This window comes from Actinoplanes sp. NPDC019969, from assembly GCF_055562375.1.
This window is the reverse complement of sequence record NZ_JBVHFK010000005.1, coordinates 303891-317420: the sequence shown is the minus strand read 5'-3', so window position 1 is coordinate 317420 and position 13530 is coordinate 303891. Positions and strand designations below refer to the sequence as shown.

Genomic DNA, 13530 nt, shown 5'->3' with positions numbered 1-13530 from the left:
AACACGCCTTGAGTGTGTTGAGTCCGGGCGTATAGGACGGCCGAACTCAACACGCGGGAACGTCAGTTGGTGGCGAGCCCGAGCGCGTACTCGGGCCACCACTGACCGGCCGGCGGCGCGTCCGGCAGGCAGGGCCCGTCGGACTCCCCCGGCCGTTTGATCCACAGGTACGCGTCGACCCGCGGCGTGCCGGTCTCGGTGGTCGGGGCCGGCCCGAGCGCCCGCCCGGGCGGGTTGCACCAGTGCCCCTCGGCGTCGCGGGCGTCCACCGGCGCCGGCCCGTTGCCGTTCCGGCTGGTGTCGATGACGAACGGCTTCCCGCCGAGCCGGTCGGAGATCGCCGTGCCGTACCCGACGTTCGCCTCGGTGGTCTCGAAGTTGGCCACGTTCAGGCTGAACCCGTCGGCCGCGCGGACACCGGCCCGGTCCAGGGCCTCGGCCACCCGGGCGGTGTCCTTGATCCAGCCGGGGTTGCCGGCGTCCAGGTAGACCCGTACGCCCGGCTGTCGCTTGAACGCCGTGATCGCCTCGCCGAGCAGCGTGAACCGCTCGTCCGCGGCGTCCCCGGTGACGCACTCGTCGAGCACGTGCGGGATCGCGTCCGGCTCCAGGACCACCACTGCCGGGTGGCCGCCGACGATCGCGGCGAGCTCGGCGATCCAGGCCCGGTAGGCGGCCGCGTCCGGGGCGCCGCCGCCGGAGTGCCCGCCGCAGTCACGTTGCGGCACGTAGTACGGCACCAGGACCGGGGTCTGTCCCCGTTTCGCCGCGTCGGTGATCAGCCGCCGGGCGCGGTCCTGGAAGCCCGGGTTCGCGTCGGCGAACCACACCGCGGTCGGCGATTCGGCGATCCGGCGCAGCGCCGCGGCGTCCTCGGCCCGGCCCTGCGCCTGCCACGCCGCCACCTGCCGCACCGCCGGCGCGTCGGGCTCCACATAGAACCCCGCCGACTCGGGCACCACCGGTGACGGTGTCACCACCGGCTCCTCCGACGTGCAACCGCCGAGGACGATCATCGCTGCCAGGCCACAGAGCGCGGGTAACCTTCTCATCGCCTGCGAAGCTACCGACCGCGCCTACCCGATCGCGGCTCAGCGCACCGAGCGTCCCACCGCAATCGCCTCTTCGAGTGTCACGATTCCCTCCAACCGGTAGGTGACGGCGCCCGTCGTCCAGACCAGCGCCGGACCGGCCAGCCGGGCCGTCTCGCGGCGCTCCACACCGTCCCGGCCGACGTAGGTCACCGGGTGCGGCCCCGGCATCCACGCCGCGGTGACGACCGGGCCGCCCAGCTCGACCGGCCGCGCGTCCGGCGCCGTCTTCAGGAACGTCGTGTCCAGCCGCCCGTCGAACTGGTCGAACCGGACCGCCCCGCCCCGGAACCGCATGGTGACCACCCGCGGATGGCCCTGCGGGTCGGGGTCGGCGACCTGGACGGACTCGGGTTCGCCCAGGTCGGCGGGGACCAGGACGGGGAACGCGGCGGTCCGGCGGGCCTCGGCGAGATCGGCCCGCTCCGCCGCCGGCAACGGGCTCGGGGTGGCCGGGCGGGTGGCGGGGGGCGGCTCACGGCGTACCTCGATGCCCGCGACCCGCAGCAGGTCACCGACCACCTCGACCACCGCCGCCCGGGCCGGAGCCACCCCGGCGACGACGGCGATCAGGGCGGCGGCGAGCGCCGCGAGCCACAGACGGGCGCGATGCGGGCGCGGCGCCGGGTGGGCGAGGCGCTCCCGGACCGCTTGCCGCTGATCAACCGCTGGGGGTACGGGCCACCGCGCGCCCAGTTCCCGCAGCTCCGCGATGAGATCGTCAGGCTCGGGCATCGGGCACCTCCTGCGGCAGCCGGTCGCGCAGCCTCGCCAGGGCCCGGGAGGTCCGCGACTTGACCGTCCCCTTCGGCAGGTCCAGCATGACCGCCGTCTCCGCCTCGGACAGATCCATCAGGAACCGGCAGACCAGCACCTCCCGGTCCCTGCCGTCCAGCGCCCGCAACTGCTCGACCAGGAACCGGCGGCGCTCCCCGGCCATCGCCGACTCCGCCGGATCCGGTTCCCAGCGCAGCGGGTCCTCCCGGGCGGCCGCCCGCAGCCACAGCCCCTCCCGGCGGCGGCGCGACCGGACCAGGTTGCGGGTCTCGTTCGCCACGATCGCCAGCAGCCACGCCTTGAACCCGGCGTCGCCCCGGAACCGCCCCAGCTGCCGGTACGCCTTCACGAACGACTCCTGCACCACGTCGTCCGCGTCCGCGCCGGCCCCGAGCAGGACGGCGGCCCGGTGCGCGGGCGCGGTACAGCGGGCGACCAGGACCTCGTAGGCGTCCAGATCGCCGCCCCGGGCCCGCGCCACCACAGCCGCCTCGTCCTCGTCGATCCCCGCCCCCCTCAGCCGCACACCCTACTGACACCGCCCACGCCGCCGAAGTTCCCCGGCTGGTTCTCATGGCTGTCTCACGCGCGCTGAGACAGCCAGCGGGAACCTGGTGGGGGTGAGCGGTGTCGAGAATGCATGACTACCCGCCGTAACGTTCTGCTGCTCGCCGCCGGATCGGGGCTCGTGCTCGCCGGCTGCCGGGAATCCGCTCAGGCGGCCACCGCCACGACACCGGATGTGCTGCTCGCCGAGTCGGATCGAGGGCTGCTGCGGCTCGGCCCCGCCGGGGAACAGGTCCTCGGGGCCGCGGCGGTGTCCTTCGACGGATCTCAGGTGTACGCCGCCACCGGCACCGGCCTCGACCAGGTCAACCCGATCAGCGGGGCGGTCGTCCGGTCCGCCCGGGCCGAGGCGGGTTGGGTGCCGCGGGTGGTCGCCACGGACGGCAGGGCGTGCGCGCTGAGCCGGACCGGGGCCGCCGACCGGCCCGCCGCGCGCGCCCGGACCGCCCTGCTGGTCGCCGGGCCGGGCGGGGAACGCGAGTACGACCTGCCCGGCGTGATCGAACCGGACGCGTTCACCGCCGACCTGACCGGCCTGTTCGTCCTGGAGTGGCTGCCCGCGACGGCCCCGGACCACTATCGGGTGCGACGGCTCGACCTGCTCAGCGGGAAGGTCGAGGCGCTGGTCACCCGGAACAAGGTGCCGGTGCCGCCGGGGGCCGAGGAGCAGATGCGCGGCGAGGGGCGGCAGGCGGTCCTGTCGGCGGACCGGAAGCTGCTGTTCACCCTGTACACGCATCAGCCCGGGCATCAGCACACCCGGGATCTGCTGTCCGGGCGGCCGGGCAACGCGCACGCGTTCGTGCACGTGCTGCACCTGACCGACGGGTGGGCGTACTGCCTGGATCTGCCGCACCCGTTCGGGGAGGGACCGGCCGCGGGGCACGCCCTGGCCGCCGACGCCCGGAACCTGGTCGTCGCCGACCTGAACGTGGGCAAGCTGGCCTTCGCGAGCCCGGAGTCGCTGATCGTGGAACGGGTGGTGGACGTGCCGCCGGTGGCCGGGTCGGCGGCGGCGCTGGCGCTGACCGGTGACGGCCGGGTGCTGGTCGGCGCGGGCGGCGTCACGGTGCTGGACCGGGCGTCCGGCAGGCCGGCGGGCCGCTGGGACCTGCCGGGGCCGGTACGCGGGCTGGCGCTGAGCCGGGACGGCAGCCGCCTCCACGCCGGCGGCACCGGCCGGGTGACCTGGCTCGACGCCCGTACCGGCACCCGCCAGGGCGAGGTCGCCGTGCCCGGCCTGACCGCCTTACGCCACGCCGTCTGAGCGGCGCAGCACGTCCAGGAGGAACCACTCGTCCTCGTGGTGGATCACCGGCTCCAGGCCGGGGACGGCGGCCAGCGCGGCGTGCGCGTTGAAGCCGTCGTAGTTCCCGCCGTTCTGCCGGTCGCGGAAGTGCACCGACACCAGGTCGCCGCCCGGCTCCAGGCGCTGCACCAGACCGTCCAGCAGCGCCTGGAGGTCGCCGGCGGACAGGTAGTAGAGCAGGTCGCCGATCACGATCAGGTCGAAGTCGCCGTCCGGCAGGCCGGCCGGCAGCTCGGCCCGTTCGGCCCGCACGTTCGGCAGGTCGGCGAGGTTCTGCCGGGCCAGTTCGACGGCCTCCTCGACACTGTCGACCGCGAGCACCTCGTCGCAGCGGGCGGCGAGCATCCGGGTGAGCGTGCCGATCGAGGCGCCCGGCTCGTAGCAGCGCCGGTACCGCTCGCGCGGCAGGCTCGCCATGGTGACGGCGAACTTGCGCCGGTCGTGCCACTTCGTCGCGATGTCCCACGGGTCGTCCTTCGCCAGGTAGAGCCCGGTGAAGTAGTCGAGGGAGACGGTGCTCTCCGGTGGTGCGGCGTCGCCTGCTGCTCGTGTCACCCGCCGATTGTGCCCCCGGCCTGCCCGGCGGCGACCGTCAGGGTGCCGACGCCCTCGTCCGCGACCAGGTCGATGCCGCCGGTCCCGCCGGTCACGGTGAACCGGGCGCCCTTGTCGACGCCCTGGTTCCGGGCGCCGTAGAGGACGACGGCGCCGGCGCCGCGCTGCAGCACGGCCCGGACCGGGATCTTGCGGCCGGTGGTGATCCGCCAGTCGTTCACGCCGCCGGACATCGCGATCGGGACGACGGTGTCCTGCCGGGGCAGCCGCAGGTTGAGGGCGGCGGCGCCGCCGAGCAGGTCCACCCGGTCGACGCGGCCGCCGGTCAGATCGAAGGTTCCGGTACGCACCCCGCCGCGCATCAGCACCGACCAGGTGACCTCGGGGCTGAGCCGTACGTCCACCCGCGCGGGTCCGCCGGTGCCGGTCTTGTCGACGAAGACCCGGACCGATCCGCCCTCCAGGACGGCCCGGGGCCGGATGCCGCTGCCTGACGGGGTGGAGACCTGGAACCAGCGGTTGCCGGTCGCGCCGATCGTCACGTTGAGTTCGGTGGTGCCGTCGGCCAGCTCGAAGGTGGCCGTGTCCGGGGCCACGCTCGCCTCGATGGAGACCGGCGGGGTGGCCGGGACGGTGGCCGGCGGCGGCGTGGGGCGGGCCGGGGCGGCCACCGGGTCGTCGTCCGGGGCGCCGAACGCGTACCAACCGCCGACGCCCGCCAGGAGCGCCCCGGTGAGCACCGCGATCAGGATCTTCCCGGCCGGGCGGCGGGGCGGCGCGGGCTCGCCGATGACGGTGAGTTCGATGGTCGGGCGGCGGGGCGCCAGTTCCACGGTGGGCCGGCCGGTGGCGCGCTTCTGCCAGGCCGGGGCGGTCCGGACGGCCTCGGCGCCGTCCGGCTCGTAGTGGTCGGCGGGCGGCCCGGCGCGGTGCGGGGCGTCCGGCCAATAGCCGGAGATGTCGGGCAGCTCCCCTGATGGCTCGGCGGGTGTCTCGGTCTCGGTACGGTCCACGCTGCTCTCCTCGAACACGGAAGACTCCGGGCTGAGATACGGACGTGGCCGCTCGCCGGATCAACTGGGCGCGCTCCCAAACTAATTGTTATCGCTACACCCTTGCCCTCACCCGTACGAGTCGGGTAGATCCTTATCAAATCATTAAGTCCCGATGTGCACGTTCCCCAGGAAGCGATTTGATGCCGGAAGACGACACCCGTGACGGACTACGGGTCGGCGGCTGGATTCCGCCCTATTCGCCCGGCGGTGACGCCGCCGGGCCGATCCGGCCCGACAATCGGCCGGCCTTCGGTGGCCGGCCCCGCCCCCGCGACCATTTCCCCCGATCGGGTGGCGGCCGGCTGACGCGCCCGCGCCTCGTCCTCGCCGCCTCGATCTGTCTCGCCTGCGCCGCCACGGCCGCCGTGGCCGTGCTTCTCGACGCCTCGCGCGGCCCGCAGCCGGTGGCGGCCGAGTTCGCCTTCCCGCAGGCGGTCCCTCCGGTCGACCTCTCGCCCGCGGTCGACCCCACGACCGGTGACGTGCCGGTCAGCGTCCAGCCGTCACCCTCGGTGACCTCGACGGTCCCGATTCCCCCGGCGCCGCCGGCCAGTCCCGCCCGCCATCACTCGACCGCGCCGCCGACCAGCCCGGTGGCCGGCCGGACCACCACCGTCCCGCCCCGCGCCACCACCGCGCCGGTGACGCTGACGGCCGGTTCGACGGCCGGACTGGAGGCCGCGGACCGCCCCGGGCAACGCGTACGGCACCGGGACCACCGCGCCCGACTGGACCCGATAGGATCGACGGACAGCGATGCCGTGCAGGCGGATTCGAATTTCCGTGTGCACACCGGACTGGCCGGCTCCGGTTGCGTCTCGCTCGAATCTGTAAACTTTCCCGGATATTATCTGCGCCATCGGAATTTCGAAATACGTCTGGATCGGAACGACGGTTCTCCGCTATTCCGTCAGGACGCGAGTTTCTGCCCCGTGTCGATTCGCCGAGGCACCGCGCTGGCGCTGCGGTCGGTCAATTACCCGGACCACTTCGTGACCGCCGGCCGCGAGTCGCTGCGGATCGCCGAGACGACCGCAACCGGGGCTCTGGCCCTCACACCGCGCCCGGCGCTCTGAGTCGTCCCCGGCTGGCCCATCCAGCCGGGGACCCCGGTGTGTGTACTTCGGCCGTCCAGGACGCCCGAAGTACACACACCAGGAGGACCGCCGACAGCGTGTGTACTTCAGCCGCCCACCGCACCCGAAATACACACACCAGGAGGATCGCCGACCGGTGTGTGTGTTTCGGGCGTCCTGGACGGCCGAAATACACACGCCGGTCAGTGGCGGTGGATCACCAGGACACCGCGGGGTTCGAGACGGGACCGGCCGATGATGCCGAGGTCCACCGGCTCGTCGGTCCGGTTGATCAGGAACCAGTGGTCGCCGCGGACCGCCAGCTCGACCGGCCCGGCCAGCTCGGGCGGCAGCTCGCTGATCACCCCGGCCGGGCCGAGCAGGCCGGGCAGCAGCGTGGCGAGCCCGTCCGGGCCGAGACGGGTGGAGACGTACGCCGCGGAGCCCGCACCGACCGCACGCCGGGTGACCGCCGCCCGTTCCGCCTGCTCCCCGGTCTTGTACCGGGCCAGCACCTCGACGTCGTCGCCGGTCACGTCGATCCGGTCGGTCCACAGCGTGCCGGTGGCGCCGTTGTCGAGTTCGGCGCTCTCGTGGTCGAGCAGCGGCCCGAACTCCTCGATCCGGATGCCGAGCAGGTCACGCAGCGCCCCCGGATAGCCGCCGAGCCATACGTGGTCGTTCTCGTCGACGATCCCGGAGAAGTACGTGGTGACCAGGTGCCCGCCCCCGGACACGTAGTCACTCAGCCGCTTCGCGAGGGCGGACGGGACGACGTGCAGGATCGGGGCGATCAGCAGCCGGTACTCCTCGAGCGGCTCGCCGGTGGGCACCACGTCCACCCGGACGCCGGCGTCCAGCAGCGCGGTGTACCAGTCGAGCGCCTCCTGCCTATACCGCAGCCGGTCGGTGGGGTGCGAGTCCTGCTCGGCGGCCCACCACGACTCCCAGTCGAAGACGATCGCCACGTCGGCGCGGCGGCGGTGGGAGCCCGCGACCGGAGCCAGCTCCCGCAGCCGGTCCCCGAGCCGGGTCACGGCCCGGAACAGGTCGCTGTCGGTTCCGGCGTGCGGCAGCATCGCCGAGTGGTATTTCTCCGCGCCGGCCTTCGACTGCCGCCACTGGAAGAAACAGACCGCGTCGGCCCCGTACGCCACATGGGTGAGCGAGTCCCGCTCCAGCTCGCCGGGTTTCTTCGCGACGTTGACCGGCTGCCAGTTGACCGCGCTGGTGGAGTGCTCCATCAGGAACCAGGGGCGCCCGCCGGCCAGGTTGCCGGTCAGGTTCGCCGAGAAGGAGAGTTCGTCGCGGGCCTGCGGGCCGGGCATCACGTAGTGGTCGTTGGAGACGAAGTCGACCTCGGCGGCCCAGTCGGCGTAGTTCATCGGCTTCTGCTCGCCCATCACCATGAAGTTGGTGGTGACCGGCACCTCGGGGGTGATCTCGCGGAGCAGGTCCCGTTCGGCGATCAGGTGTGCTTTCAGCGCGTCCGACGAGAAGCGCTTGAAGTCGAGCTGCTGGGTCGGGTTGGGGTGCGAGGCGGCCAGCCGGGGCGGCAGGATCTCGGCGAAGTCGTCGTACCGCTGGGACCAGAACGCCGTACCCCAAGCGTGGTTGAGGTCTTCGATGGTGCCGTACCGCGACGCCAGCCAGGTCCGGAAGGCGGCGGCCGCGTCGTCGGAGTAGTCGTAGACGTTGTGGCAGCCCAGCTCGTTGTTGACGTGCCAGGCGACCAGGGCCGGGTGGTCGGCGTACCGGGTGGCCAGCGCGCGGACCAGCCGCAGCGCGTGGTCCCGGAAGACCGGCGAGGTCGGCCGCCAGTGCTGGCGGGCGCCCGGCGACAGGGTCTCGCCGGTTCGCGTCACCGGCAGGATCTCCGGGTGCTTACGGGTCAGCCAGGGCGGCGGCGAGGCGGTGGCGGTGGCCAGATCGACGCTGATGCCACCGGCGTGCAGCAGGTCCATCACCTCGTCGAGCCAGGCGAAGTCGTACGTGCCCTCGCGCGGCTCGATGCGGGCCCAGGAGAAGATGGCGAGGGAGACGATGGTGACGCCGGCCGCCCGCATGGCCCGTACGTCGTCGTCCCAGACCTCGCGCGGCCACTGCTCGGGGTTGTAGTCGGCGCCGAACTCCAGGCGCGCCGAGCCGGCGTGGCGAAGCCAACGCCGGCTCGTGTCGTCACGTTGTGTCATTTAACTGTGAAGCCCTGTTCCTGGCCGTATTTGACGGAGGCGTCCTGCCAGGCCTTCAGCCCGTCGGTGAGGTTCCCCTGCCCGAGGTACGCCTTACCGACAGTGTCGCCGTAGATGCTGTTGGCGTAGACCTGGAACGGCAGGTAGTTCCAGCCGGTGACGACCTGCGAGGCGGACTCGGCGAGCACCTCGTTGACCTTCTGGCCACCGAAGTACGGGAACTCCTTGCTCTTGAACGCGTCCGCGTTGAGCTCCTTGGTGGTCGCCGGGAAGGCGCCCTTGTCGACCCGGGACTGCGCGCCCTCGTCGACGGCGACGTACTTGAGGAACCCGTACGCCAACGCCTTCTTCGTGCTGGCCTCGGTGATGGCCAGGGAGCTGCCGCCGTTCTCGGCCGCCGCCTTGCCGCCGCTCTCCCACTGCGGCATCGGCGCGACCCGCCACTTGCCCTTGGCGGCCGCCGCGCCGCTCTCCAGGTTGCTCGGCATCCACGCGCCGATCACCAGGGAGGCGATGGTGCCGTCGCTGAGGCCCTTGAACCACTCGTCGGTCCAGGAGACCACCGGGGAGAGCAGCTTCTTGTCGAGCATGCCCTGCCAGACGCCGGTGAACTTCTGGCTGCCCGCGTCGGCGAAGTTGATCGTGACGTCGGTGCCGTCGACGGTGTACGGCTTGCCACCGGCCTGCCAGATCAGGCTGGTGGTGAACCCGGCCTCACCGGCGTCGGCCGTGATGTAGGTCTTCGGGTCGGCCTGGTGCAGCTTCTCGGCCGCGGCCGCGTACTCCTGCCAGGTCTTCGGGATGGCGATGCCGTGCTTGTCGAAGACCTCCTTGTTGTAGAACAGCGCCATCGGGCCGGAGTCGATCGGCAGCCCGTAGACGCCCTTGCCGCCGGAGCGGACCGCGTTCCAGGTGCCCGGGGTGAACGTGCTCTCCAGGGATCCGGCGCCGAGCGCGGTCAGGTCGGCGGCGGTCTTGGACAGCACGAACTGCGGCAGCGCGTAGTACTCCAGCTGCACCACGTCCGGCACGCCCGAGTTGGCCTGCACCGCGTTCTGCAGGGCCAGGTACTCGTCCTTGTTGGTGCCGGCGTTGACCACCTTCACCTTGACCTTCGGGTACTTCTTCATGAACTCGGCGGCCACCGGCTCGATCGTGGTGTCCCACGCCCAGACGGTCAGCTCGCCGCCGGCCTCCAGGGCGGCCTGCACGTCCGCTTCGGACGCGCCGGCGGTGGCGGGGGCGCCGTCCGGCTCGGCCGAGCCGCCGCAACCGGCGGCCATCAGGGTTATCGACAGGGCGGCGCCCAGGAGCGCGCGCCGACGGGTGATCGACATGCCATTCCCTTCTATTGTTTGACGCTTCCCGCGGCCAGACCCGACTGCCAGTACCGCTGCAGCAGCAGGAACGCCACGATGAGGGGGACGATGGTGAGCAGCGACCCGGTGATCACGAGATCGAAGACGACCTCCCCGCCGACCGTGTTGGCCTGCATGTTCCAGGAGTAGAGGCCGAGCGTGAGCGGGTAGAGGTCGGGATCCTTCAGCATGATCAGCGGGAGGAAGAAGTTGTTCCAGGTCGCGACGATGTTGAAGAGCAGCACGGTGACCAGGCCGGGTGCGAGCAACGGCAGCGAGATCTGGAAGAAGGTACGGAACTCGCCCGCCCCGTCGACCCGGGCGGACTCCAGGATTTCGCCGGGGACGGCCTCGGTCGCGTACGTCCACATCAGGTACAGGCCGAACGGCGACACCAGCGACGGGATGATGATCGCCCAGGGGGTGTCGGTCAGGCCCATCTTGGCGAACATCAGGAACGTGGGTACGGCCAGCGCGGTGGACGGGCACGCGATGCCGATCAGGACCACCGCGAACACGCCCCGCCGGCCCGGGAAGTCGAACTTGGCCAGCCCGTACCCGGCGAGCGCGGCCAGCAGGGTGGCGCCGCCCGCGCCGACGGCCACGTACAGCACGGTGTTGAGCACCCACCGGCCGAAGATGCCGTCCTGGTAGGTGAAGGTCTGCCCGATGTTCTCGAACAGCGCGAAGTCCCCGCCGAACCAGAGCCCGAACGTGCCGAGCAGGTCCTCCTGGTTCTTGGTCGAGCTGATCACCAGCCAGGCCAGCGGCAGCAGCGTGTAGACCACCATGACGCCGGTGACGACGGTCAAGGTCAGGCTGCGGGTACGGGGTTTGCGGTTGACTCTGATGGTGGGCGCCGTCATCACTGCACCCCGCGGAGGGAGCGGCGCTGGAAGAGGTACGCCACGATCATCGTCGCCACGCCCATGATCAGCGCGATCGTCGCCGAGTAGTTGAACTGCTGCCCGGTGAACGACAGCTGGTACGTGTAGACGTTCGGGGTGAAGTACGTGGTGATCGCGTTCGGGGCGATCGACTTGAGGATCTGCGGCTCGGTGAACAGCTGGAAGCTGCCGATGATCGAGAAGATGGTCGCCACCACGAGCGGCCCGCGCAGCGCCGGCAGCTTGATCGACCGGATGATCCGGAACTGGCCGGCCCCGTCGATGGCGGCGGCCTCGTACAGCGCGGTGTCCACCACCCGCAGCCCGGAGTACAGGATGAGCATGTTGTAGCCGACGAACTCCCAGGTCACGATGTTGCCGATGGTCGTCAGGATCCAGTCCGGGGCGAGCGGGTCGGGCAGGTTCAGGCCGAGGCCCTCGTTCAGGCTGCCGACCAGGCCGAACCGGATGCCGTAGAGGAAGCCGCACATCAGGGTGGCGACGACGGCCGGCACCGCGTACGGCAGGAAGATAGAGACCCGGAAGAACCCGGTCCCGTACAGCCGCCCGCTGTCGATGGCCAGGGCCACCAGCAGAGCCAGCCCGAGCATGATCGGGACCTGGACGGCGAGGAAGATCGCGACCCGGGTCACGCCCTCCCAGAACTGCGGATCGCTGAACGCCTTGGTGTAGTTCTCCAGGCCGACGAAGGCGGTGCCGCCGACCAGTTTGGTGCGGAACACGCTGAGGTACGCCGAGTAGCCGATGGGCGCCAGGAACACCAGCGCGAACACCGCCAGGAACGGACCGGTGAACTGCCACCCGATCCATGAACGCCGGGTCACCATCGCCCCCTCCGTAGGATGTTTACGTAAACATTTCCGCCATGTTTACGTAAACATGGCTGCCGTATAGTGGCACGGGCCACAAATCACGGTCAAGGAGTGATCAAGATCGAACCGCCCCGGCTCCGCGCCGCCTCGGACGTCCCCGGCGGCCGGCGCAAGCAACGCGTCTCCATGGCCGACGTGGCCCGCCTCGCCGGGGTCTCCTCGCAGACCGTCTCACGCGTCGCCAACGGCCTGCCCGGTGTCGTCGAAACCACCCGCGAGCAGGTGCTCGCCGCCATGAGCGAACTCGGTTACCGGCCCAACAGCGCGGCCCGCTCGCTGCGCTACGGCAGGTTCAACACGATCGGCGTCATCCTGTTCGGGCTGTCCTCCACCGGCAACAGCCGCACCGTCGAGGCGATCGCCACCCACGCCGCCGCCGAGGGCTACGCGATAACCCTCATCCCGGTCGGCGTGCCCACCCAGGACAACGTCCTGGGAGCGTTCACAAGAATGGGCGAGCTGGCGGTCGACGGCGTCATTCTCATCATCGAGGTGCACCTGCTCGACGCGACCGCCGTGGCCCTGCCGCCGGGCGTGCACGTGGTCGTCGTCGACTCCGACGCCGGCGACCGCTACCCCGTCGTCGACACCGACCAGACCGACGGCGCCCGCCAGGCCGTCCGGCACCTGCTCGACCTCGGCCACCGCACCGTCTGGCACGTCGCCGGCCCCGCCGAGTCGTTCGCCGCCGAACGCCGCGCCGGCGCCTGGCGCCAGGTCCTCGAACAGGCCGGCCGCCCCGTCCCACCACTGGAACGCGGCGACTGGTCCGCCGACTCCGGGTACCACGCCGGCCTGCGCCTCGCCGCCGACCCGTCGTGCACCGCCATCTTCGCCGCCAACGATCAGATGGCCCTCGGCGTGCTGCGCGCCCTGCACGAGAAGGGCCGCCGCGTGCCCGCCGACGTCAGCGTGACCGGTTTCGACGACATCGCCGACGCCGCGTCCTACCTGCCCCCGCTGACCACCGTCCACCAGGACTTCGCGGAGGTGGGACGGCGCTGCGTGGAAGCCCTGCTCCACCAGATCCACGCCGAGCCGTCCAGCCCCGGAACCGACCTGGTCCCCACACGTCTGGTGGTCCGCGCCAGCACCGCCCCACCGCCGTCCTGACACCCTCTCCGGCCCCGCCGCCGGCGGAGCCGGCGCGGTCGGGGCTGCGCGATCCTGGTCTTCGGGGCGACCCTGAGGGGAGAACTCGACGCGGAGGGTGGAATCGACATGCCATCGAAACTCAGTGCCGGCGAGATCCTGGAGCGTGCCCGCGCCGGCACCGAATCAGCAATGGTCGGCCGGGTCTTCGGCGACCCGATCGAACGCGACGGCGTCACCGTCGTCCCGGTAGCCGTCGTCACCGGAGGCGGCGGCGGGGGTGGTGGCAGCGCTGCCACCGGCGACGACGCCGACACTCCTCAGGGCGAGGGCTCGGGCGGCGGTTTCGGCTTCTCCGCCCGACCGGCCGGCGTCTACGTCATCCGCGACGGCGACGCCCTCTGGCGCCCCGCCGTCAACGTCAACGCGCTCGCCATCGGCGGCCAGGTGGTCGCCATCGTGGCCCTGCTGGTCGCCCGCTCCGTCCTGCGCTACCGGCGCCGCTGACTCCGCGCAGCCCGGACCGGCGCCGGTCACCGCCGGCTTCCCGGTCCGGGTTCCCGCACCTCAGCCGTACGCCAGACACCTCACCGCCGCCGCATAACCGGCCTGAACGACGGCCGACCACCCCAGCCGTACCCCACACGCCCTAACCCCGCCGCAAAACCGGCCTCAACG

The 13530-nt window shown here is 71.7% G+C and carries 13 protein-coding genes; 4 read left to right on the top strand and 9 right to left on the bottom strand.

Annotation, left to right across the window (positions count from 1 at the left end; translation table 11 throughout):
• Nucleotides 1–62: 62 nt before the first annotated feature.
• From ACZ3II_RS17605 to ACZ3II_RS17595, 3 genes are read right to left on the bottom strand one after another with little or no spacing between them, the layout of a single operon-like run.
• The gene (locus tag ACZ3II_RS17605) at nt 63–1052 is read right to left on the bottom strand and encodes a glycoside hydrolase family 6 protein (protein WP_465518699.1); all 990 of its coding nucleotides are present in this window, start codon (nt 1050–1052) and stop codon (nt 63–65) included.
• 39 nt (nt 1053–1091) lie between these two features.
• Complete coding sequence (locus ACZ3II_RS17600) at nt 1092–1826, bottom strand: hypothetical protein (protein WP_465518698.1); 735 nt, start codon at nt 1824–1826, stop codon at nt 1092–1094.
• Nucleotides 1813–2394, bottom strand: coding sequence for an RNA polymerase sigma factor (locus tag ACZ3II_RS17595; RefSeq protein WP_465518697.1), 582 nt, complete (start codon nt 2392–2394; stop codon nt 1813–1815). The genes ACZ3II_RS17600 and ACZ3II_RS17595 overlap by 14 nt, the downstream gene beginning before the upstream one ends.
• Nucleotides 2395–2508: 114 nt before the next feature.
• Here ACZ3II_RS17595 and ACZ3II_RS17590 point away from each other — a divergent pair, with 114 nt between their 5' ends.
• The gene (locus ACZ3II_RS17590) at nt 2509–3702 is read left to right on the top strand and encodes a YncE family protein (RefSeq protein ID WP_465518696.1); all 1194 of its coding nucleotides are present in this window, start codon (nt 2509–2511) and stop codon (nt 3700–3702) included.
• Here the strand turns inward: ACZ3II_RS17590 and ACZ3II_RS17585 are convergent.
• Nucleotides 3685–4299 (bottom strand): class I SAM-dependent methyltransferase, encoded by a 615-nt coding sequence (locus ACZ3II_RS17585; protein WP_465518695.1) that lies wholly within the window; start codon nt 4297–4299, stop codon nt 3685–3687. The genes ACZ3II_RS17590 and ACZ3II_RS17585 overlap by 18 nt on opposite strands.
• Nucleotides 4296–5312: a hypothetical protein gene (locus tag ACZ3II_RS17580; protein WP_465518694.1), complete on the bottom strand. Its 1017-nt coding sequence runs from the start codon at nt 5310–5312 to the stop codon at nt 4296–4298. Before ACZ3II_RS17580 ends, ACZ3II_RS17585 begins: the two co-directional genes overlap by 4 nt.
• A gap of 44 nt (nt 5313–5356) precedes the next feature.
• On the opposite strand from ACZ3II_RS17580, the gene ACZ3II_RS17575 reads away from it, so the two are divergent.
• Nucleotides 5357–6430 carry an AbfB domain-containing protein gene (locus ACZ3II_RS17575; protein WP_465518693.1) on the top strand — a complete coding sequence of 358 codons (1074 nt, stop codon included), beginning with the start codon at nt 5357–5359 and terminating at the stop codon, nt 6428–6430.
• A gap of 203 nt (nt 6431–6633) precedes the next feature.
• Here the strand turns inward: ACZ3II_RS17575 and ACZ3II_RS17570 are convergent, their stop codons facing one another.
• From ACZ3II_RS17570 to ACZ3II_RS17555, 4 genes are read right to left on the bottom strand one after another with little or no spacing between them, the layout of a single operon-like run.
• Nucleotides 6634–8622: a beta-galactosidase gene (locus ACZ3II_RS17570; protein WP_465518692.1), complete on the bottom strand. Its 1989-nt coding sequence runs from the start codon at nt 8620–8622 to the stop codon at nt 6634–6636.
• Complete coding sequence (locus ACZ3II_RS17565; RefSeq protein ID WP_465518691.1) at nt 8619–9959, bottom strand: ABC transporter substrate-binding protein; 1341 nt, start codon at nt 9957–9959, stop codon at nt 8619–8621. Before ACZ3II_RS17565 ends, ACZ3II_RS17570 begins: the two co-directional genes overlap by 4 nt.
• Before the next feature lie 11 nt (nt 9960–9970).
• Entirely contained in the window at nt 9971–10846 is an 876-nt protein-coding gene (locus tag ACZ3II_RS17560; RefSeq protein ID WP_465518690.1) for a carbohydrate ABC transporter permease, read from the bottom strand.
• The gene (locus ACZ3II_RS17555) at nt 10846–11715 is read right to left on the bottom strand and encodes a carbohydrate ABC transporter permease (RefSeq protein ID WP_465518689.1); all 870 of its coding nucleotides are present in this window, start codon (nt 11713–11715) and stop codon (nt 10846–10848) included. Before ACZ3II_RS17555 ends, ACZ3II_RS17560 begins: the two co-directional genes overlap by 1 nt.
• A 96-nt stretch (nt 11716–11811) precedes the next feature.
• Between ACZ3II_RS17555 and ACZ3II_RS17550 the strand changes: the two genes are divergently transcribed.
• Both ACZ3II_RS17550 and ACZ3II_RS17545 read left to right on the top strand, forming a co-directional pair.
• Complete coding sequence (locus ACZ3II_RS17550) at nt 11812–12873, top strand: LacI family DNA-binding transcriptional regulator (protein WP_465518688.1); 1062 nt, start codon at nt 11812–11814, stop codon at nt 12871–12873.
• Nucleotides 12874–12981: 108 nt separating this feature from the next.
• A complete protein-coding gene (locus tag ACZ3II_RS17545; protein WP_465518687.1) occupies nt 12982–13359 on the top strand; it encodes a spore germination protein GerW family protein in 378 nt (125 codons plus the stop codon).
• Nucleotides 13360–13530 lie beyond the last annotated feature (171 nt).

Bases quoted from the DNA above. Each gene is read 5' to 3' on its own strand.
- ACZ3II_RS17555 (WP_465518689.1), bottom strand. From the start codon at position 11,715: ATGGTGACCCGGCGTTCATGGATCGGGTGGCAGTTCACCGGTCCGTTC.
- ACZ3II_RS17570 (WP_465518692.1), bottom strand. From the start codon at position 8,622: ATGACACAACGTGACGACACGAGCCGGCGTTGGCTTCGCCACGCCGGC.
- ACZ3II_RS17600 (WP_465518698.1), bottom strand. From the start codon at position 1,826: ATGCCCGAGCCTGACGATCTCATCGCGGAGCTGCGGGAACTGGGCGCG.
- ACZ3II_RS17565 (WP_465518691.1), bottom strand. From the start codon at position 9,959: ATGTCGATCACCCGTCGGCGCGCGCTCCTGGGCGCCGCCCTGTCGATA.
- ACZ3II_RS17545 (WP_465518687.1), top strand. From the start codon at position 12,982: ATGCCATCGAAACTCAGTGCCGGCGAGATCCTGGAGCGTGCCCGCGCC.
- ACZ3II_RS17605 (WP_465518699.1), bottom strand. From the start codon at position 1,052: ATGAGAAGGTTACCCGCGCTCTGTGGCCTGGCAGCGATGATCGTCCTC.
- ACZ3II_RS17560 (WP_465518690.1), bottom strand. From the start codon at position 10,846: ATGACGGCGCCCACCATCAGAGTCAACCGCAAACCCCGTACCCGCAGC.
- ACZ3II_RS17590 (WP_465518696.1), top strand. From the start codon at position 2,509: ATGACTACCCGCCGTAACGTTCTGCTGCTCGCCGCCGGATCGGGGCTC.